The sequence below is a fragment of the Solibacillus sp. FSL W8-0474 genome (assembly GCF_038004065.1).
GTDB classification, from domain to species: domain Bacteria; phylum Bacillota; class Bacilli; order Bacillales_A; family Planococcaceae; genus Solibacillus; species Solibacillus faecavium.
Window position 1 is genome coordinate 2,973,099 of record NZ_JBBOQJ010000001.1, and the last position, 18,855, is coordinate 2,991,953.

23 protein-coding genes and 1 pseudogene are annotated in these 18,855 nt (G+C 36.8%); 7 read left to right on the forward strand and 17 right to left on the reverse strand.

Going from position 1 to position 18,855, the window contains the following annotated elements; translation table 11 throughout:
* Positions 1-20 precede the first annotated feature (20 nt).
* Complete coding sequence (locus NYE67_RS15130) at positions 21-266, reverse strand: hypothetical protein (RefSeq protein ID WP_318245195.1); 246 nt, start codon at positions 264-266, stop codon at positions 21-23.
* Positions 267-288: 22 nt separating this feature from the next.
* The gene (locus NYE67_RS15135) at positions 289-876 is read right to left on the reverse strand and encodes a peptidylprolyl isomerase (RefSeq protein WP_191699863.1); all 588 of its coding nucleotides are present in this window, start codon (positions 874-876) and stop codon (positions 289-291) included.
* Between the two features lie 188 nt (positions 877-1,064).
* On the opposite strand from NYE67_RS15135, the gene NYE67_RS15140 reads away from it, so the two are divergent.
* Positions 1,065-2,282: an MFS transporter gene (locus NYE67_RS15140; protein WP_340730365.1), complete on the forward strand. Its 1,218-nt coding sequence runs from the start codon at positions 1,065-1,067 to the stop codon at positions 2,280-2,282.
* A gap of 57 nt (positions 2,283-2,339) precedes the next feature.
* The gene (locus NYE67_RS15145) at positions 2,340-4,190 is read left to right on the forward strand and encodes a transglycosylase domain-containing protein (protein ID WP_340730366.1); all 1,851 of its coding nucleotides are present in this window, start codon (positions 2,340-2,342) and stop codon (positions 4,188-4,190) included.
* Between the two features lie 91 nt (positions 4,191-4,281).
* Here NYE67_RS15145 and NYE67_RS15150 read toward each other — a convergent pair whose 3' ends face one another.
* The 3 genes from NYE67_RS15150 to NYE67_RS15160 form a co-directional block, all read right to left on the reverse strand.
* Positions 4,282-4,842, reverse strand: a complete 561-nt coding sequence (locus NYE67_RS15150; protein WP_339213563.1) for a YufK family protein — start codon at positions 4,840-4,842, stop codon at positions 4,282-4,284.
* Positions 4,843-4,940: 98 nt separating this feature from the next.
* Positions 4,941-5,153, reverse strand: coding sequence for a hypothetical protein (locus NYE67_RS15155; protein WP_191699859.1), 213 nt, complete (start codon positions 5,151-5,153; stop codon positions 4,941-4,943).
* Between the two features lie 120 nt (positions 5,154-5,273).
* Positions 5,274-6,773, reverse strand: a complete 1,500-nt coding sequence (locus tag NYE67_RS15160; protein WP_340730367.1) for a leucyl aminopeptidase — start codon at positions 6,771-6,773, stop codon at positions 5,274-5,276.
* A 145-nt stretch (positions 6,774-6,918) separates the two neighbouring features.
* On the opposite strand from NYE67_RS15160, the gene NYE67_RS15165 reads away from it, so the two are divergent.
* Entirely contained in the window at positions 6,919-7,410 is a 492-nt protein-coding gene (locus NYE67_RS15165; protein ID WP_340730368.1) for a divergent PAP2 family protein, read from the forward strand.
* Between the two features lie 52 nt (positions 7,411-7,462).
* Here NYE67_RS15165 and NYE67_RS15170 read toward each other — a convergent pair whose 3' ends face one another.
* The 5 genes from NYE67_RS15170 to NYE67_RS15190 all read right to left on the reverse strand — a co-directional run bounded on the left by NYE67_RS15170 (position 7,463) and on the right by NYE67_RS15190 (position 11,608).
* Positions 7,463-7,789: a YuiB family protein gene (locus tag NYE67_RS15170; protein ID WP_340730369.1), complete on the reverse strand. Its 327-nt coding sequence runs from the start codon at positions 7,787-7,789 to the stop codon at positions 7,463-7,465.
* A gap of 140 nt (positions 7,790-7,929) precedes the next feature.
* On the reverse strand, positions 7,930-8,427 hold the full coding sequence (locus NYE67_RS15175) for an NUDIX hydrolase (protein ID WP_340730370.1): 498 nt from the start codon (positions 8,425-8,427) through the stop codon (positions 7,930-7,932).
* An 81-nt stretch (positions 8,428-8,508) separates the two neighbouring features.
* On the reverse strand, positions 8,509-9,720 hold the full coding sequence (locus NYE67_RS15180) for an NAD(P)/FAD-dependent oxidoreductase (RefSeq protein ID WP_340730371.1): 1,212 nt from the start codon (positions 9,718-9,720) through the stop codon (positions 8,509-8,511).
* A 153-nt stretch (positions 9,721-9,873) separates the two neighbouring features.
* On the reverse strand, positions 9,874-11,079 hold the full coding sequence (locus NYE67_RS15185) for an EAL-associated domain-containing protein (protein ID WP_340730372.1): 1,206 nt from the start codon (positions 11,077-11,079) through the stop codon (positions 9,874-9,876).
* Positions 11,080-11,233: 154 nt separating this feature from the next.
* Complete coding sequence (locus tag NYE67_RS15190) at positions 11,234-11,608, reverse strand: HesB/IscA family protein (RefSeq protein WP_340730373.1); 375 nt, start codon at positions 11,606-11,608, stop codon at positions 11,234-11,236.
* 207 nt (positions 11,609-11,815) lie between these two features.
* Between NYE67_RS15190 and NYE67_RS15195 the strand changes: the two genes are divergently transcribed.
* Entirely contained in the window at positions 11,816-12,508 is a 693-nt protein-coding gene (locus NYE67_RS15195) for a DUF2225 domain-containing protein (RefSeq protein WP_340730374.1), read from the forward strand.
* Between the two features lie 102 nt (positions 12,509-12,610).
* Here the strand turns inward: NYE67_RS15195 and NYE67_RS15200 are convergent.
* Positions 12,611-12,933: pseudogene (locus NYE67_RS15200) on the reverse strand (NifU family protein).
* On the opposite strand from NYE67_RS15200, the gene NYE67_RS15205 reads away from it, so the two are divergent.
* On the forward strand, positions 12,932-13,264 hold the full coding sequence (locus NYE67_RS15205; RefSeq protein ID WP_340730375.1) for a YuzD family protein: 333 nt from the start codon (positions 12,932-12,934) through the stop codon (positions 13,262-13,264). The pseudogene NYE67_RS15200 and the gene NYE67_RS15205 overlap by 2 nt on opposite strands.
* A 43-nt stretch (positions 13,265-13,307) precedes the next feature.
* Here the strand turns inward: NYE67_RS15205 and NYE67_RS15210 are convergent, their stop codons facing one another.
* Positions 13,308-14,375, reverse strand: coding sequence for an NAD(P)/FAD-dependent oxidoreductase (locus NYE67_RS15210; protein ID WP_191699850.1), 1,068 nt, complete (start codon positions 14,373-14,375; stop codon positions 13,308-13,310).
* A 325-nt stretch (positions 14,376-14,700) separates the two neighbouring features.
* On the opposite strand from NYE67_RS15210, the gene NYE67_RS15215 reads away from it, so the two are divergent.
* Positions 14,701-14,940, forward strand: coding sequence for a YuzB family protein (locus NYE67_RS15215; RefSeq protein WP_191699849.1), 240 nt, complete (start codon positions 14,701-14,703; stop codon positions 14,938-14,940).
* A gap of 25 nt (positions 14,941-14,965) precedes the next feature.
* Here NYE67_RS15215 and NYE67_RS15220 read toward each other — a convergent pair whose 3' ends face one another.
* Together NYE67_RS15220 and NYE67_RS15225 are read right to left on the reverse strand one after the other, a co-directional pair.
* The gene (locus tag NYE67_RS15220) at positions 14,966-15,730 is read right to left on the reverse strand and encodes a TIGR01457 family HAD-type hydrolase (protein WP_340730376.1); all 765 of its coding nucleotides are present in this window, start codon (positions 15,728-15,730) and stop codon (positions 14,966-14,968) included.
* Complete coding sequence (locus tag NYE67_RS15225) at positions 15,730-16,182, reverse strand: DUF86 domain-containing protein (RefSeq protein WP_340730377.1); 453 nt, start codon at positions 16,180-16,182, stop codon at positions 15,730-15,732. The genes NYE67_RS15220 and NYE67_RS15225 overlap by 1 nt, the downstream gene beginning before the upstream one ends.
* A gap of 91 nt (positions 16,183-16,273) precedes the next feature.
* Here NYE67_RS15225 and NYE67_RS15230 point away from each other — a divergent pair, with 91 nt between their 5' ends.
* Positions 16,274-16,540, forward strand: coding sequence for a DUF3055 domain-containing protein (locus tag NYE67_RS15230; RefSeq protein ID WP_191699846.1), 267 nt, complete (start codon positions 16,274-16,276; stop codon positions 16,538-16,540).
* 41 nt (positions 16,541-16,581) lie between these two features.
* Here the strand turns inward: NYE67_RS15230 and NYE67_RS15235 are convergent, their stop codons facing one another.
* From NYE67_RS15235 to yunB, 3 genes are all read right to left on the reverse strand, one after another.
* Complete coding sequence (locus NYE67_RS15235; RefSeq protein WP_191699845.1) at positions 16,582-16,926, reverse strand: YutD family protein; 345 nt, start codon at positions 16,924-16,926, stop codon at positions 16,582-16,584.
* A gap of 90 nt (positions 16,927-17,016) precedes the next feature.
* The gene (lipA, locus tag NYE67_RS15240) at positions 17,017-17,928 is read right to left on the reverse strand and encodes a lipoyl synthase (RefSeq protein WP_191699844.1); all 912 of its coding nucleotides are present in this window, start codon (positions 17,926-17,928) and stop codon (positions 17,017-17,019) included.
* Positions 17,929-18,038: 110 nt separating this feature from the next.
* Entirely contained in the window at positions 18,039-18,833 is a 795-nt protein-coding gene (gene yunB / locus NYE67_RS15245; RefSeq protein WP_445683376.1) for a sporulation protein YunB, read from the reverse strand.
* Positions 18,834-18,855 lie beyond the last annotated feature (22 nt).

Genomic DNA, 18,855 nt, shown 5'->3' on the forward strand with positions numbered 1-18,855 from the left:
TAGCCCCTTCTACATTTCGATTATTGTTTTTGTAACTGTTCCAATGCCTGTTCTTTAGCCATACGCTCATTACGTTCCTTTAATGCGCGTTCTTCTAAAACTTTTGCTTGTGCAGCTTGGCGAGCAGCGATACGACGGATAAAACGGAATGTAGCAAAAACAATAATCAGTAAAATAGCGAATTCAATTGCAGCGGGAAGATATAGTGATTTGTCTTCCGGAAAATACAAAAAGCCACCAGAGAAATTCATTAAAAATTGGTTCACGTGCTCACACTTCCTTTAATAATTAGTCAATTACAGTAATTGACTCAATCTTAACATCTTCTTTTGGTTTATCGTGCATATTTCGGTCAACGTTCGTAATATTGTCAACAACATCCATACCTTCCACTACTTGTCCGAATACAGTATGTTTACCGTCTAACCAAGGCGTACCACCGTTTTTCTTGTATACTTCTACATCTTCTTTAGACCAACCGCGTACTTCCATTTGTTTTAGCATAGATACTTCAACTTGAGGTGCTTGGACGATAAAGAATTGAGAACCGTTTGTGCCTGGACCAGCATTGGCCATAGATAAAGCACCACGGATATTTAATAATTCAGGAACACACTCATCTTCGAATGTACCGCCCCAAATTGACTCTCCGCCCATACCTGTACCAGTAGGGTCGCCACCTTGAATCATGAACTTTGGAATAACACGGTGGAAAATAATACCGTTATAATAACCTGATTTCGCGTGACCTAAAAAGTTTTCAACTGTTTTTGGTGCGTGCTCCGGGAATAATTTAATTTTGATTGAGCCCATCGTTGTTTTCATTTCTACCATTACTTCGCCTGGATTTAATTCTTTCGTTAATTGTGGAAACATTTTTGTCTCTCCTTTAAATAAATTATGGAATGGTTGGGTATAGGTAATAGAACCGAACTTCCCCTTATCTACCAAGTTTCAGTTTACCATAACTCTGTTATTTTAAGCTAATAACATGTGAGGGACTTCCTTCGCATTCCGAAATAAGTTATACTATATTACAAATATTATGGAAGAATGTGATTAATTTGAAAAATATGAGACATAATTTCATCATCATTTTAGTAGCAAACTTTATAGTTGCAGCGGCCGCTACGATGATTATGCCGTTTTTGTCTTTATATATTGATACGTTAGGGGATTTTTCAGACGACTATGTTCAAACGTGGGCTGGTTTAATCTTTGCGGCAACATTTGTCACAGCATTTTTAATGTCACCTATTTGGGGAAGAATAGCGGACAAGTATGGATACAAACCAATTATGATTATCAACTGCTTTGGTGTAGCAACGAGTATTTTTCTAATGGGTTACGTCCAAAGTGTTGAGCAGTTTTTCGTATTAAGATTAGCTATGGGTGTCGTTACCGGCTTTATACCAACCTCTATCGCCTTTATAAGTAGACATACACCAAAAGAAGTGGCTGGAAAAACCTTGGGCACTCTGCAAATGGGGAGCGTCGGCGGGACATTGTTTGGTCCTGTTTTAGGTGGAATAATGGCCGATACATTTGGCTTTAAATATACATTTATCATTACTGCAGTTGCGATTGGAATCGCGGCAATAATTATTATTGTAGGAATTCATGAACCGACCATTATACGGAAAACGAAAAATGCCATTTATGCCAGCAAGAATGTAATCTGGGCGATTTTCCATCATCGATTAATTATAAATGTCATGCTAGTAACGACATTAATCCAAATCGGAAACTTCAGTATTCAACCTTTGCTGTCGCTTTATGTTTCAGAACTTACCCCTTCGCAGGAAGTCGCAATGCTTGCGGGTATTACTTTTAGTGCAGCAGGACTAGGAAACATATGCTTTGCCAGGTTTTGGGGGAAATTGAGTGACCATTACGGCTATGAAAGAATATTATCTTATTTATTAATCGTTGCTGTAATTATCATCATTCCCCAAGCATTTGTAACAGAGTTATGGCAGTTAATTGGATTGCGCTTTTTATTCGGAATTGTTTCGGGTGGGCTTATTCCAATCACTTCTGCCCTTATTCGCAGGGAAGCTCCGGTTGAGGTGCAAGGGGAAATTATGGGCTATAACCAAAGCTTCCGTTTCCTTGGAAATATATTGGGACCAGTACTAGGTGGAGTAGTTGCTAGTATCGGTGGTATTCATTCGGTATTCTATTCGACCAGCTTATTATTTTTAATCGCGTTTATTGTCATGTCCATTTTAAAGAAGCTCCCTGAGCAAAATATGAAGGAGCTCTTAAAAAACCATGCTTAAATCCATATGATTATGGTATTCTTTTTTAGAAAACAACATATGGGGGCCGATTAAAAGATGAAACAAATATTTGGCTACATAGTCATTTTATGTAGCATCCCCTTACTCCTATTAATCGGTAGTGAAGTATGGGTAGAAATAGGAGAAGCCAGGCAATATGAACAACTAATCGCGGAATCCATCGAGCTTTCTGAAGTTGTCTCAACATTACCCGTCAATTTATATGATGCAAATAAAGTGATTTTCAGCGAAGAATATATAGAATGGTCACAGCCCCTTCCCTTAAATGAAATACCTGAAATAGTAAAACAGCTATTCATATATAGTGAAGATGAAAACTTTTACAATCATATTGGTTTTGACGTAAGTGCCATTGCTCGGGCTTTTATAGCTAATACGTCCGAACAGTCCATTCAGCAGGGTGGTTCTACCATTACGCAACAGTTAGTAAGAATGCGCTATTTGTCTACAGACAAAACGTACGAACGTAAATTAATGGAGCTTTTTTATGCTTATGAAATAGAAAAGACTTATTCAAAAGATGAGATTTTTGAAATGTATTTAAACGAAATGTATTTTAGCAATCAAGTTTATGGAATCGGGGCTGCGGCAACTTATTATTTTAATCGCCCATTAACGAAGCTTTCGGTTGCTGAGATGGCCTTTATCGCAGCAATCCCTAATAGCCCGACCTTATACGATCCTATTCAACATTTTGAAAACACAAAAAATCGCCAAGAAAGATTAATCGATAAGCTCATGGAGCATGGTGCTATTACTGCAACAGAAGCGAGTGCCTATAAAGAAGAAAGCATCCAATTGGAAGTAAAACAAAAGACACAGCAGTATCCTAGTTACAGCACTTTCGTTTTGCAGGAGCTCAAGTGGCTTATCGCTGATCAAACTGGCTATCGTGAACTTATTGATAAGACTTCGGATAAAATGGAAAAGGAATTCTTGCAACTAGAACTCCAAAAGAAAATTGATTTGATTTTACGTCAAGGTATTAACGTATATACAGCACTCCAACCGGAAAAACAGCGACAAGATGAAATCGCTATCAATCGGATTTTACCTAATTCTGATTTACAGGCAAGTGCGACTGTTATTGACAACGAAACACGTGAAGTTGTCAGTATTTTTGGAGGCAAAGATTATAAAAAGCACGATTTACACCGCGCTTACCAAGCACCTAGACAGCCAGGCTCTGCATTTAAGCCAATTAGTGTATTTGCACCTTATTTTGAAACGACTACTGGAACGAAATACTCGATTATAAATGGTGGTCCTTATTGTATTGGCAACTTTTGTCCAGAAAATTACGGCCGTATTTGGTATAACAATGTAACTATTGAAACAGCTTTCAAAAATAGTATTAACACAAGTGCACTCCGCATATTTAATACCGTTGGAGTCGATACAGCTTTTTCTTATATAGATCGATTCGGCTTTCAATCAATAGTGGATAAAGATCGGACTTTTGCTGCGGCATTGGGTGGATTAACTTATGGGGTAACATCACTAGAAATGGCCGATGCCTATTCTAGTTTTATCGATGGCTTCTACTCGCCTGTACGTAGTATCCGAAAAGTAACAGACTTAACAGGAAACGTACTATTTAGCTGGTCTCGTGATCGTGAGGAAATTTGGTCTGCAACAACAACTAAAACAATGCGTGATTTATTAAATGCGACTGTAACAAGTGGTACAGCACGAGGTCTTTATAGTTCTTCAAAGTATATCGGGGCAAAAACAGGTACGACAAATGCATTTAAAGATTACTGGATAGCAGGGCTAACGAATGATTATACAACGGCTATATGGGTGGGCTATGATAGACCTCGCTCAATGGAGTCAATTGAAAGTTCTAAAATTCATTTTTCCATATTTAATGCAATAACAGATTAAGTATGTAAAAATAGCAAAACATAATAAAAAAGCTTGTTAACTAATGTATAGCGCACCTCCCCCGCTAAAATGTTAACAAGCTTTTTTTATTTTATGCAAATGGCAAGCCCGCAAGTATTCCATTGTAAAGCTTCACAATCGCATAGATGACTAACACCACTACTATTGACCAAGTAATTATTTCAAAGAAAATTAACCCAATCACACCTGTAATGGACATATACTGACTCACTTTATAGACATTGTAAATAAAATAACAAAATACTGTTATTAAAAAAACAATGACTAAAATAAGTAACGATTGAAATCCGATGATAGAAGTAAATGCTCCGAAAAAGAAGATAACATATCCTCCACGCGCTGCATGAATTGTTTGCCCCTCTTTATCTTTTGAGAAAAATAACATTCCAAGCTCATGAATCGTTTCACCAATAAGCTTCAATGCTGAAAATAGCATAAAAAATAATAATGCAAATACTATTAGTAGTACGAAACGCAATTCTAAATCCGATAAAAACTCACGCATACCGTTGTATACACCAATTGCGTGAAGTAATTGTAAAGATTCAGATATAGCAAACATACTGAATGAAAAACTAAATAAAATGATTGTTATTAATGGTAAGTATCCATATAAATATGGGTTTTTCATAAATTAATTTTCCTCAAAAATCGTAATATTTCATTCTTACATCATAGCTAACAATACTGTTACGAGCAAGTATGTCTTTACCTATAATTATCTCCTATTTACCAATAACGTCGTCGGTATGGTGGGTAATTATAAGGTGGATAGTAGTAATTCGGCGGATAATTTGGTGGATATGGCCCGTATGGTGGGTAATTAGGTGAGTAATTGTTATTAAGTGACCCCCCTAAAAAGCCTCCTAGAAAACTACCTAAAAACGGAACACCAAATGGATATACAAACCCTGAATTAAAATATGGGTTACGATTAACCATGTTTATGTCCTCCTCCCTTATAAATAGTGTATTCATAATTTATAGAGCCATTGGTCAATTGCCTAAAAATAAAAAGATGTCCCATAAGTTTTATACTTACAAGACATCTTCTCAAATATATTAATTATCGCGTAGCTCTACTAATGTTGCTAATGTACGCACCATGACACCTGTTCCACCTTTTGGCCCTAAAGCATGTGGTGCACCTGCATCCGATGTACCTGCGATATCAAGGTGAATCCATGGCGTTCCTTCAGCAAATTCTCCAACAAAGCCGCCACCGAAAATCATATGTCCATCACGACCTGGTGAGTTGTTTAAATCCGCGACTTCTGACTTTCGAATACGCTTTTTATCGCTTTCTGTTAATGGTAAACGCCAAACAAACTCGCCTGTTTCAATCGCCGCCTCCATAAACTCTTCGAAAAATTCCTCGTTATTTGTTAAAGCACCAGTTTTATCTTTTCCAAGTGCAACAATTACTCCGCCTGTTAAAGTTGCCACATCGATTAAGTAGTTGGCGCCTTGCTGTTTAGCATATGTCATAGCATCTGCCAGTACTAAACGACCTTCAGCATCTGTATTGAGTACTTCCACCGTTTTTCCATTGTACATTGTTATTACATCATCTGGTTTAAATGCTTCACCAGACACCATATTATCTGTAGAGCCAATGACTGCCACTACATTTTGCTTCGGTCGAGTTTCACCAATAATGCGCATCGCACCAAGTACGGCTGCAGCACCACCCATATCACCTTTCATACCAACCATACCATCACGAGGTTTTAAAGAATAACCGCCCGTGTCGTATGTAACACCTTTGCCGACAAAACCGATTACATCTTCCCACTCTGGTTTGCCTTGGTATTTAATCGTAATTAAACGTGGCTCTTCTACAGATCCTTTGTTGACAGATAAAATACCGCCCATACCTAATTCCTCAAGCTGTGCTTTATTTAAAATTTCCACTTCTAAATCATAAATATTAGCAAGCTCTGTTGCATAATCAGCTAAATCTGTTGCTGTAAGTAAATTCGGCGGTAAGTTAATCAAAGTACGCGCTTCATTTACAGCATCTGCATATACTTTTCCAACCTCGAAGTTTTCTACAACATCTTCTATCTTGGCCTCTGTTACAAATTGAACCTGATCTAAGTATGTGTTTGGTTCATTTGAAGATGTCTTATAGCTTAGTGTTGTATAGTAGCCTAAATTTAACCCTTCTCCAGCTAAATATGCGACTTCTGTTTCTTCTAATTGATCCGTAGTAAATGATTCTACCCAAATTGCAACATCACTTACTTTTGCATTCTTTAATTCTTTACCTACTGTTGCAAATGCTTCACGTAGTTCATCAGCAGTCATATGTTTACGCTCACCTAGACCAACAAAATAAATACGCTTAAGTGATGAATGGTTTCCTGAAAACGGCAATTTCGTAATTGTTTTAGACTCTGTTGAAATTTCTCCAGTATGAAGCCATGTATCAATTGTCTCTCCAAAGAAATCACTAAAAGATGACCAATTTTTCATTTGCTCACGGTGCTTTTGAACACCGATAATTAATGTTTCCGAAGTTTGTGTTTCAAATGTTTTTGCCATCACTTCAATATTCATATTTTTAAAACCTCCTAATGTATAGTTTTATTATATACAAAATCAGTTAATTCGGGTAACGAAAGAAACAATTTTTTTATTTTTCTGTGAGTTTAATTTTAATCCATCATAGGAAAAATGGTATAATTACAGCAATTATGAGAAAGTGGGTGTAATTATCGAACTTCTGCAAAATACGCCACTTTGGCTCGGGATTTTCGCAATTGTTTTTGCACAAATATTAAAGGTTCCGATAAATTTTATTGTTACTAGAAAGTTCGACTGGAGCTTATTAACTTCTACAGGGGGGATGCCGAGTTCCCACTCTGCTGCTGTAACGAGCATCGCCACTGCAGTTGGTATAGAGGCAGGTTTTGATTCTGTAACTTTTGCTGTTGCTGCAATGTTAGCTGGCATTGTAATGTATGATGCGAGTCATGTACGTTTTCAAGCTGGACAACATGCAGCAGTTTTAAACGAAATCCGACATGACCTTCAGTTATTTTTCGATGAAATCAAGCGTTGGCCTGAAATGAATGAACAGGAAAAAGTAGAGGATTTAAAAACGTTATTAGGTCATAAAAAAAGCGAAGTATTTATCGGGGGACTTGCAGGAATAGTGCTTGCAGTAGTGTGGTATAGTGGTCAAGGTATATAAAAAATGGATCTGTTAAAAGATTAGATTACCTTTAACAGATCCATTTTTATTTTTAAAACATTCGATAACCGGCCTTTCGAAGAGCAATCATAACAAATCCAGCTACTATTGCACCCCCGAAGCCACCCGCTAAAATTAAAATATCTACGAGCTGTAATGCCTGAACTTTATCTACTAGTGCAGAAAATGCCATACTAGGTTTAAAGATATAATCCAAAAAGCTAACTTCATCAATAATAAAGACTACGACAATCGGATAAACAATGGCCATTAACCATGTCATACGCAATAACATATTCAATAAAAATCCGATTCCGAAAAACATGACAAAAAATAAAACGATCGAAATGATTAACTGTACTAATGAAACATCATTCATGTTATGTATACCCCCAATAATCTCTCATAATTTTACATGATATAGTGGGTACTTTCAATTCAACATCCATAATAATGAATAGGAGATTAAAATTGTCAATACTTCTCCATAAAGTAAATTGTTTTTTAGTTTAGTAGTAATTATTTCTTGAAATATAAATGATATTCGCTATAGCCGAATACATCCCCTGGATTAATACCTTCTATGATTGGATGAATATGACTAATAACTTGCTGATGCGCCATTTCCCTCAACATGACGGAAGATAATTCATGCTGTACGATATCTGTTGGTGCCATCCAGCAGGCTTCGACAATTTCTTTTTCCTGCAATACGAACTGTTGATTATTATCGATTGGCTCGCAATGAAAAATAGCCATATTATCGCTAATATCATTTAATATCACACCTGATCGAAATCCTGCCAACCCCTTTACTTTGCAAATGATACCTGTCTCCTCCAAAACTTCACGCGTAGTTGCAGCTGTTACCGTTTCTGCTTCCTGTACAAAGCCAGCTGGCAGTGACCAAACCCCTTTAAGTCCACCATAAGTCTTTTTTACGAGCAGCCATTCCCCCGCTTGGTTTTCAACAATGGCAGCAACTCCAAGCCATACTTTCCCTCTATCCTTTTTCATAATAGAAATCCCCCTTTGCTATGCTGATAAAAAAACTTGCAAAAGAAGTGTTGCACACTCGTTTGCAAGTTTGAAGTTAGATTATAAAAATTTAAATTTTCCTTTTTTCAGTGTTAAACCTACACCACCAACTAAATACAGGGCACGGTCATCAACTACTTTTTTTAATGCAGAGGCCGGCTTACCAGTAAATTTACGATCAAATGCAGTACCAATAGCATCTTCATGCCCTAGCGAACATACAGCACCTTTATCATCGTATACAAATACTTCTGTCGGCTCTTCATTAATTAAATGCTTTATATTTTTTGCAATGGTAACACCTTGCTGCATCGCAATCTGCGCAGTTGGCGGATAAGGACGCCCCGCCTCTTCATTTAGTAGAAATGCACAATCCCCTACGATAAATACATCATCAAAGCCTGGTGCGCGCATATCTTCACGAACTGCAATACGCGCCCGATTGGACTCGAGGCCACTTGATTCCACTAAAGCATTTCCGCGTATTCCTGCTGCCCATACGACAGTCCCTGCTTTAATAAATTCAAAATCCTCTTCATCTTTTCTAATTTTAACACCTTCTGCTGTTGCTTCAACAATTGGTGTACCAATCGAAAACTCTACGCCTTTTTTTGATAATTGTGCTTTCGCATAATCGACTAATTCCGGATCAAATCCTGGTAATACTGTCGATGCTGCCTCGACACAGAGTAAACGTACTTTTTCTTGAGGTATATCAAATTCTTTACAAAGCTCAGGGATGCGGTTACCCAGTTCTCCTAAAAATTCGATTCCTGTAAAGCCTGCTCCACCGACGATAATTGTTAATTTGCTGTCATCTTTTACTTCATCCAAAGTCCATGAAGCAAACTGATATTCGATATGCTCGCGGACTTGGCGTGCTGTATTAATATTTGTTAATGATAAAGCATGCTCTTTCAATCCAGGTATACCGAATGTCTCACCTTCAAACCCTAATCCAATGACTAGATAATCGTACGAAAAATCACCGGCAGAAGTACCAACCATTTTTGTATTGACATCAATACTTTCAACATTTGCTTTTACAAAGGTTACGTTATGATTAATTACTTTTGAAATAGGATAGCGCGCTTTGTCTGGAGAAATCGTACCTGCCCCAACTTCATGCAACCATGTCGTTTCATAATGGTAGTCATTTTTGTTTACTAAAATGATTTCTGCTTCATTTGCATTGACAAGCTTTTGTAGATTAACAATAGTAGTTAATCCACCATAACCTGCACCTAATACTAAAATTGTCGGTCTTTTCATCAATCAAAACCCCCTTAATTTTAATGTCCTAGCAAGTTTTAGTATGTTTCTCTTTGCTGTAAGCTAGGATGTGCTATTTTTTTACGAAATTACTAATTTTAATAGTAGCGTTTTTTATTGGTTATTTCAAACAAATTAGTAAATAGTACTCTATTAATTAACGATATTATGCTCATATAAATAATCATACTTAATATCAATAAATAAAAATTCTTCATTGGCAATAGCCATTGAATAGGTACGAGTCAACTCACCTGTTTCTATGTCGCTGTAGACAGAGGATAACTCTCCCTTAAGATCCTTAGTCATTTTGATGATATTCAATAAGAAATATGGTCGCCAGCTCCAATTTTTCCCTATCGTTTCTTTATGCATTTCCCATTCACCATCATTCCAACGGATATTCGGTGACGTCTGGAAACCATTATTATCGCAAATATATAGTCGGAACGCACAATCCTCTAAGGCTTTAGCTAATTCCAATAATTTTTCATATTGCGTGCCCGTAGGATTTAACTGTTCAACAACTGTACAAATTACTCGCTCCAGACGCTTCATTTCATCATATTTATGTAGAAGCTGTTTCTTCTCTGTAGCAATAAATTGTTCACATTCATTACGGAAACGCTCTTTTAATGAATCCCGCGCATGAAGTTCCTTTTGGGGAAGTTGTAAATAAGGTCCTTTATAATAACGTGCTCCATTTTTCCATCCATGCTGTAATTGATATACTGTTTCAATGTTTTCAATTAATAACTGCGTGCCCATCTTTACAGCGAGTGTACGTATTGTGGAAAAGACGTGATTTTGTGCCCCCCACAAGTTGTAATTCAGCTGTCCAACATTGAGTTTTAGAATAGACGGCTCCAACAGTAATATATTTTCAAGCTGTGTTTGAGCTCCGACATCTGCAAATGCAATTTTAATACCATATGTCTTAATATAGCGGATGAGATGTTGTAGTTGATTCATTTCCCCAGCAAATTTGTGCTCAGTCATTACAAGAGTAATATTCGGTAAATTTGATTCTACAACTAATTCCTTTAGCATTGAAAAGTAGCTTTCACCAAAATCAAGCATAAGCAGTTCCGGGTTACACGGTATATATATACCAAAATCATCAATTAAATCCGTAACCGCCTTTAAAGATTTCCGGACAAATAATTGCTCAATTTCTGCTCTAATATCGGAAGGTACATCTTTTTCGTATGTGAATTTTTCTATATTAATTACATCATTTTCGCTTTCCACTTGACCAATTACTTCGTATGCGATTATGCGATGGCCATCTGCACTATAGATCGGCTCATATAATATTTCAATTTGATCTAGCTTATCCAGTAACTCTAATACACTCACCTCATTGCCCCCTTGCAGTATGTTTTTAATATTATAATAATTCAATCCTTATAATAATACAAAAGTATACATCAAAACATAGTTATATTATAGGATTTATACGAATTTAAAAAAGTCTTTAGCATTATCGCTAAAGACTTCGTTATTTTCATTATTATTCACATGGCTGCTCTTCTGCCGGACGTGCTGCTGCTTTAAAGCTTGTGCCGCATCCGCAAGAAGCAAGTGCGTTCGGGTTGTCGATTGTGAAACCGCCGCCCATTAAAGATTGTTTAAAATCAATTTTTGTATCTTGTAAAATACCCGCATCTTCTTTTGATACAATTATTTGGATACCGTGTTGGTTGTCGATATAGTCGTCTTCATTAACTGTTTGCTCAAATGCCATCCCATATGAAAGACCACTGCAGCCCCCGCCTTTTACAGCTACACGTAAGCTCGCATTTTCTTCTTCATTGTGGACCATCATTTCTTTGACTTGAAATGATGCCGCTTCTGTTAATATGATTACTTGTTTTTCACTTGCCATTTCAGTCACCTACCTTCTTTACTTATCATATCAATTGTAAATCATATCTGACAACAAAACTGCTTAATCTGAATATTTTACTACTCCATCTTTTTTTTGGGAGGATATAATACCTAAAAAATTCATAATTATTCAGTTATTTTATCACTAGTCCTTAACTTTCCTTGCTATAATATAGTTATTATTTATGCGAGAGGTATGAGACCTATGATAATTTCCCCATACTATGAAAAAGATGTTGAATGCTTAAACTGCAAAAAAAAATTCCCTACATTAAAGGTGCGATCAAAATCCATAAAAGTGGACCATACGGAATCTGATTTCCAACCAATATATGCAGATAATCAAGTCAACGCATTATACTATAATGTATTCGTTTGTCAGCATTGTGGATTTTCCTTTACAGATGACTTCAATAAATATTTTGCCCCTGGAGTTAAAGAAAAAATCACAATTCAAATCACCAATAATTGGATACCTCATAACTTTAAAAGTGAGCGTACGGTTTTCGATGCCATCCAGGCATATAAACTTGCTTTATTATGTGCAACTATTAAAAAAGAAAAATTTGTTATTATTTCTGGTTTGACCCTACGACTTGCATGGTTATACCGCTCCCTTAAAAATACAGGGCAAGAACAACGCTTTCTTAAAATGGCGCGTGATTTTTATATGGAAAGCTTCTCGACAGAAGATTTTTCAGGTACACAAATGTCTACTGTACGTATTATGTATATGATTGCTGAATTATCACGTCGCATCAACGACTATCAAAATGCAACTCGCTTCTTCTCACGCGTCATCGAAAGTCAGCGTGTAGGTGGCGAAGCAAAACTTGTAGAGATGGCCAAGGAGCAATGGGAATTGGTCCGAGAAGAACGTGAAAAAATGCCCCTATAAAAAATAGAGCTGCCTTAAAGTTAAATTTAAGGCAGCTCATGCTTTATTTTGCTATTTCCCGCAAAATGGAATACTCCTAAATCTTAAGGGTAATACCATTAATTAGAATACCTGCTCTACTTCAACAATACCCGGCACTTCTTCTAATAGTGCACGTTCGATACCTGCTTTTAACGTAATTGTAGAACTTGGGCAGCTACCGCATGCGCCTAGTAAACGCAGCTTTACGATACCTTCTTCAATATCAACTAATTCACAGTCTCCGCCATCGCGTAATAAAAACGGGCGTAATTTATCTAAAACTTCCTGTACTTGTGCATATTGTTCTGTTTCTGTCATTTTGCTCGACTCCCTTCATTAAAATCATTATAATGTGAAGTAGCGAAAAAATCCATTACTGAGTTACGAAAGGTTGGAATTCCCATGTCACAATCTCAGCCAATTATTGAAGTTTTCGGTGCCAATATCATTTGTGCGAGCTGTGTAAACGCACCATCCTCTAAAGATACATACGAATGGCTTCAAGCTGCAATCTCACGTAAATATCCTGAACACCCGTTTACGATCCGTTATATCGACATTGAAGGTACAATTGATAATGAGCGTGATCAAGATTATGCGAATCGCATACATGAAGATGAATTTTTCTATCCACTGGTTTTAGTGAATGATAAAGTTGTCGGAGAAGGTTATGTACAAATTAAACCTGTATTTGCAGCACTTGAAGCAGCAGGCTTTGAGCCAATCGCAGAGTAAGTAAATGCCTCTTTAGCAGAATTTTGCTAGAGAGGCATTTTTATTAATTATCGTTTTGACGTTTATAATACCAAAGCAGACCTGACTTCATAAGGCGTGCAATACGTCCTGTTACCGTTGTATCAGCTAAATGAACAAAGCCTTGCTTCTTACCCAGAGAGCCCATAAAGCCCTTCATTTTGATTTCTGAAAGCTTTTCCGGTAGTGGCTCGCCTTTCCAGCGCATTTTTAGTACTTTTACAATACGCTCACCTTGTTCCTCGGCTAATTGGGCTGTTGGAGGTAAGTGAGAAGAAGCACAATCTCCTACTACGTATACATCCTCATCGCCAACTACATGGTAATGGTCTGTAATGATTGGGCGATTAAATTTATCTTTTTCTACATCCAATTCACGAACGATTTTTACAGGTTGTACACCTGCAGTCCAAACAATTACATCCGCTTCAATAACTTCATCGTGATTGTAAAGACGTCCTTCTTCTACACGTGTAATATTAGATTCAGCAATTACTTCAACATTATGTTTTTCGAACCATGATTTAATGTATTCACTTAACTTTTCTGGGAAGTCTCGTAAAATACGGTGCGAACGGTCAAATAATTTAATTTTTAAATCTGAGCGACTTTCGCGTAATTCACTTGCAAGCTCAATTCCTGAAAGTCCTGCACCGATAATTGCTACAGTTGAGCCAGGAGCTAAACCGCAAACCTTTTCAAATGTTTTGCGTGATTTTGCGATAGTTTGAATACTATATGTGAATTCATCAGCGCCTGGAACACCATGATATTTATCAACACAGCCTAAACCGATAACAAGCTGGTCATATGCCAGTTCCTGTCCATCTTCCAAATATACTTTTTTATCTTCACGATCAATACGAACAACTTCACCATACACACGATTTAACCGCTCATGCTCCGGAAACGCAACACGAATTTCTTTATCTGTAGAAGTACCCGCTGCAAGTGCGTAAAATTCTGTTTTCAAACTATGGAAAGGTGTACGATCCACCAATGTAATTTCTACATCTGCCGGTAAGCCTGGTAATAAACGAAGCAAAATTCGCATATTTCCATATCCGCCACCTAATAATACTAATTTCTGCATAGCAATTTCCCTCATATTCTGTAATTAATCAATTACACCTACGCGTAATTGTGTCTGTTTTTTTCTAGTTTACCCCAAAAAAATTTATATAAATCTCCAACGCCTGTCAGAAGCTCTACCTTCATTCAGTACGAAATAGAACGCTTACTGTACGAAGAATAGTTTTGTTCACAAACTTTCCATAAACATTATAACTGTTTGTGATAAATTTCACAATATATTAAATTAGTTTTTGTGAATTAATTCACATAGCAATATATTATGAACCAGAGCAATTGACGTTAATAAAAAAACAAAGTAGCATGACTAATAGTGAGGTGACGATATGTTAAATCCATTAGTCGAATTTTGTATTAGTAACTTAGCCAATGGTGCACAACAAACATATGAACAATTAGAACAAGACCCTGATATAGATGTTTTGGAATATGGTTGCTTAAGCTATTGTACAAAATGTGCACAATGCTTTTATGCGGTTGTAAATGGTGATTTAGTCGAGGCAGATACACCAGAAGAACTGACAAAGCGCATTTATGAATATATCGAAGAAAATCCGATGTGGTAAACAACCCACACCGGATTTCTTTTCGTTATTTTAAAAGCTCAATTAAATTCTCTACACAATAAGTGGGTAGCTGAGCCTGTTTTTTTACAATTTCTGTAGGCGTTACACCCGTATTGACATGAATTGTGTCACAACCAAAATGTATGCCACATAAAATATCGGTGTCATAATTGTCGCCTATCATAACCATTTCTTCTTTCTTAAATCGATGCTCGTCCGCAATGATTTGCAGCATTACTGGTGAAGGTTTTCCGATAAATAGCGGTGTTACCCCAGCCACATTAGCAACTAAATGAACAAACGAACCATTGCCAGGTGCAAAACCATTTTCATTTGGAAATTTGATATCTTCATTTGTCCCGATTAACTTTGCACCATTTTGGACATAGGCACTTGCCTTAACAAGCTTTTCATAACTTATTTGGCGGTCAATGCCCATTACAAGTACATCGCTTTGTTCCTCCGTTATTTCTAATCCTTCTTCAAGCAAAGCTGTACGAATACCTGCTTCCCCAACTACATTCACCTTATTATTTTTGCAGATGGTTGCAACGTACTTTGCTGTTGCTAATGAACTCGAATATATATGATGAAGTGGTGCTTCAATACCTACACTTTTTAGCAGTTGCTGTAATGTTTCCCGCGTTTTTGAAGAGTTATTCGTTAAATAATAAGGCTCAATTCCCTGTGTTTGAAGATGATGGATAAATTGCACTGCAGATTCGATGCCCAGTTTACCGCGGTAAACTGTTCCATCCAAATCAAAGCAGTACGCTTTATAAGCCAGCATTATGCATGGTCCTCAGGTAAAAATGCTGAAACTGGACCTAACTCATTTAATAAATAATCTTCAACTTTACTTGAGAATTTTTTTAACGCACTTAAATTTGAAGTTAACACCGTTAATATTTCTTCATTATCTACTGCGATAAATTCACGGACAATCATTTTACGTAATCCCACTACTGCTTTTAGTGGTGCATCCATTTCAGGCGTAATTACTTTTTCATCAACGAAGATATCAATAATGTCTTCATAGCTGCCTGGATCACGCATAATGAAGCCATCGATTACAAGGTTCCCAACGTCCATCATCGCTTCCATCACATTATGGCCAATACGCTGTAAAGCAAGTTTATGAATTTCATCGCCTAACCAGTTGTCCGTTGATTCAAAAATTGATATTAATTCATCTAAATGTGATAAGTTGTTTGTAATTTTATTTCTATCTACGAAGTACATAGATAAAGCCTCCATTCAATCAATAAAAGTTGATAGTGTTTTCCCTTATATAGTACCATATTCTTTAGAGATGGAAGGGGTTCAAAACAAAATGGAACGATTTTTCTTATATGATGATGTAGAAGACACAAAAACGCGCTTTGTTAGTTTTGCCGGTAAATCGCAACGTTATGATTTAGCGATTTTACAAAGCAGTCGCTTTTTTGGGAAGGTTCTCGTGCTAGATATTCAGTTTGGAAGATTTGCTATTATCGGTGCTGATGATGTAGAGGAACCAGGTTATTTAGAGCATGTTTATAACCGTACTGAAGCTGATACTGAAGATTTGCGTGAATATTTACGTGAGCTATTAAGCTAAAAAAACGAGGAAACGTATTAAAACGTCTCCTCGTTTTTCATTTATTCAGTTACTTCCGCAACCTTTTCATCTACAATTGGTTCTGTTTCTTGCTCTTTTTTCACTTCTGTTGCGCGACCGGTTTTTTGAACAATAAAATATGCACAGCCGAAATTACAATATTCGTATAAATAATCTTGGATTGTACTGATTTTTGTGTCAAATGTTGATTTTTGATTTTTATCATCAAAAAAACCTTTTAAACGTAACTGCCCATAACCCCAGTCACCAACAATATAATCATATTTCGTTAAAATATCTGAATAACGTGTCAGAAATGCTTCTTCCTGAAACCCTTCCCGCACATTTTCAATCAATTCATAAGTATAACCTTCCGCAATAATCAAACTAGACACCACCTATCTTATTTCCATGTTAATGAATATTGGCCATGAAAGCAATATTCACTATAAAATTTCAAAAAGACAGCAAACTCATCAGATCTCTACTTTATGGTTTGCAGCAGCATTTACTTGCTCGTCTGCATGGTAGCTACTGCGGACTAACGGACCTGCTTCACAATGACTGAAGCCTTTTTCCATAGCAATTTTACGTAGCTTGCCAAATTCGATTGGAGAGTAATACTTCTTTACAGGCAAATGTTTTTTTGTCGGCTGTAAATATTGCCCAATCGTCATAATATCTACGTTGTTTGCACGCAGGTCATCCATTACTTCATAAATTTCTTCAATTGTCTCCCCTAAGCCGATCATTAATGATGACTTTGTCGGTATATTTGGCTGCATCTCTTTTGCTTTACGTAAAAATTCCAATGACCGATCATAGGTTGCCTTCGCACGTACACGTGGTGTTAAGCTACGTACCGTTTCAATATTGTGATTTAATATATCGGGTTTAGCATCCATAAGTAAGCGTAGACTTTCTTCTCGACCACCTAAATCAGAAGGCAGCACTTCCACTGAAGTTAATGGACTTTTACGACGAATCGCGCGGACCGTTTCCGCCAAAACTTCAGCACCTCCATCTTTTAAATCATCCCGGGCTACCATCGTAATTACTACGTGTTTTAAGTTCATTAATGCAACTGAATCTGCTACGCGCTCTGGTTCTGCCAAATCTAATTCATTTGGTAATCCGGTTTTAACTGCACAGAAGCGACAGGCACGTGTACATACAGAGCCAAGAATCATCATTGTAGCTGTACGGCGCTCACCCCAGCACTCATGAATATTCGGACAGCGTGCTTCTTCACATACAGTATGCAAATTGTTGTCCCGCATTAACTTTTTTAGTGCCTTATATTCATCATTCGTATTCAGCTTAATTTTTAACCATTCCGGCTTACGTACATGTTCTTCCTTCAGATTAGTTGGTTTACAAGATGTCATTTCACTTACTCCCCTCACTCAACTACTACATTGTTATGTTGTCAGAGTACCATATTAAATACTTTCCAACAACACACTATTCTTATAATTGCAATTTTTCAAAATTAAGGTTAATCGTAAGGGATAGGTACTTCTATAGAAGGTTGTGCGCCTTCACCCGCGCTGTAAATATGAGGAACGGTTCCTCGAACTAAACCGATGGCAACTGGGATTTTCTGCTCTACGGATGCAGATTTGCTTGCAAATGGCACGATAATTTGAACGTTTACTTCAATAAATAAATTCACTTCTACAATAGCATTATTTATTCCAAATTCACTAACAGTGTTTTCAACATTGCTATGTACATTCCCAATAATATGAAAACGTATCGGTATTTTCGGCCCTAAATTTCCTATGATAGGAACATTAAGAGCCTGCCCTAATGGCACAAAAAATACAATTCCGTCTCCAGCTTCCATCTTTCCCACGTCATATTCTACATTTTCCAAATTCGGTAAATGTGATAAATCACCATTTTCTGCTTGCTCTAAATATTCCTTTACTAGTGCCGTTGTTTCTGCCCGCACTTGGTTAATAATTTCTGTATTAAATTTTGTCGTTATCATATCTGTTGATTGTGTCGGTAAATCTACAATAATATCATTCACATCGAGAACACTTGACGTTCTTGAATTGATCGCTTTACTTACGACATACGAGGCGACTTTATATGTTTGTACTTCCGCATATTGCAAATATGTCGGCATTAATCTTTCATTTAATACATATATACTAATACAAACCATTGCAACAATACTTACGACAACTATCGTAACAATATTATGCATTCTACCTTTTTTTCTGCCATAGGACTTTGACTTTGGTTTTGAGTTTGACCTCCACTTCCTTTTACGAAAACGCAAATAAATCCTCCTTCTCTTAAAA

Bases quoted from the DNA above. Each gene is read 5' to 3' on its own strand.
- NYE67_RS15215 (WP_191699849.1), top strand. From the start codon at position 14,701: ATGTTAAATCCATTAGTCGAATTTTGTATTAGTAACTTAGCCAATGGT.
- NYE67_RS15190 (WP_340730373.1), bottom strand. From the start codon at position 11,608: ATGGCAAGTGAAAAACAAGTAATCATATTAACAGAAGCGGCATCATTT.
- NYE67_RS15160 (WP_340730367.1), bottom strand. From the start codon at position 6,773: ATGAATATTGAAGTGATGGCAAAAACATTTGAAACACAAACTTCGGAA.
- NYE67_RS15220 (WP_340730376.1), bottom strand. From the start codon at position 15,730: ATGCTGGCTTATAAAGCGTACTGCTTTGATTTGGATGGAACAGTTTAC.
- NYE67_RS15155 (WP_191699859.1), bottom strand. From the start codon at position 5,153: ATGGTTAATCGTAACCCATATTTTAATTCAGGGTTTGTATATCCATTT.
- NYE67_RS15145 (WP_340730366.1), top strand. From the start codon at position 2,340: ATGAAACAAATATTTGGCTACATAGTCATTTTATGTAGCATCCCCTTA.
- lipA (WP_191699844.1), bottom strand. From the start codon at position 17,928: ATGACATCTTGTAAACCAACTAATCTGAAGGAAGAACATGTACGTAAG.
- NYE67_RS15205 (WP_340730375.1), top strand. From the start codon at position 12,932: ATGTCACAATCTCAGCCAATTATTGAAGTTTTCGGTGCCAATATCATT.
- NYE67_RS15170 (WP_340730369.1), bottom strand. From the start codon at position 7,789: ATGAATGATGTTTCATTAGTACAGTTAATCATTTCGATCGTTTTATTT.
- NYE67_RS15150 (WP_339213563.1), bottom strand. From the start codon at position 4,842: ATGAAAAACCCATATTTATATGGATACTTACCATTAATAACAATCATT.
- NYE67_RS15180 (WP_340730371.1), bottom strand. From the start codon at position 9,720: ATGAAAAGACCGACAATTTTAGTATTAGGTGCAGGTTATGGTGGATTA.
- NYE67_RS15210 (WP_191699850.1), bottom strand. From the start codon at position 14,375: ATGCAGAAATTAGTATTATTAGGTGGCGGATATGGAAATATGCGAATT.
- NYE67_RS15195 (WP_340730374.1), top strand. From the start codon at position 11,816: ATGATAATTTCCCCATACTATGAAAAAGATGTTGAATGCTTAAACTGC.
- NYE67_RS15175 (WP_340730370.1), bottom strand. From the start codon at position 8,427: ATGAAAAAGGATAGAGGGAAAGTATGGCTTGGAGTTGCTGCCATTGTT.
- NYE67_RS15135 (WP_191699863.1), bottom strand. From the start codon at position 876: ATGTTTCCACAATTAACGAAAGAATTAAATCCAGGCGAAGTAATGGTA.
- NYE67_RS15225 (WP_340730377.1), bottom strand. From the start codon at position 16,182: ATGTACTTCGTAGATAGAAATAAAATTACAAACAACTTATCACATTTA.
- NYE67_RS15230 (WP_191699846.1), top strand. From the start codon at position 16,274: ATGGAACGATTTTTCTTATATGATGATGTAGAAGACACAAAAACGCGC.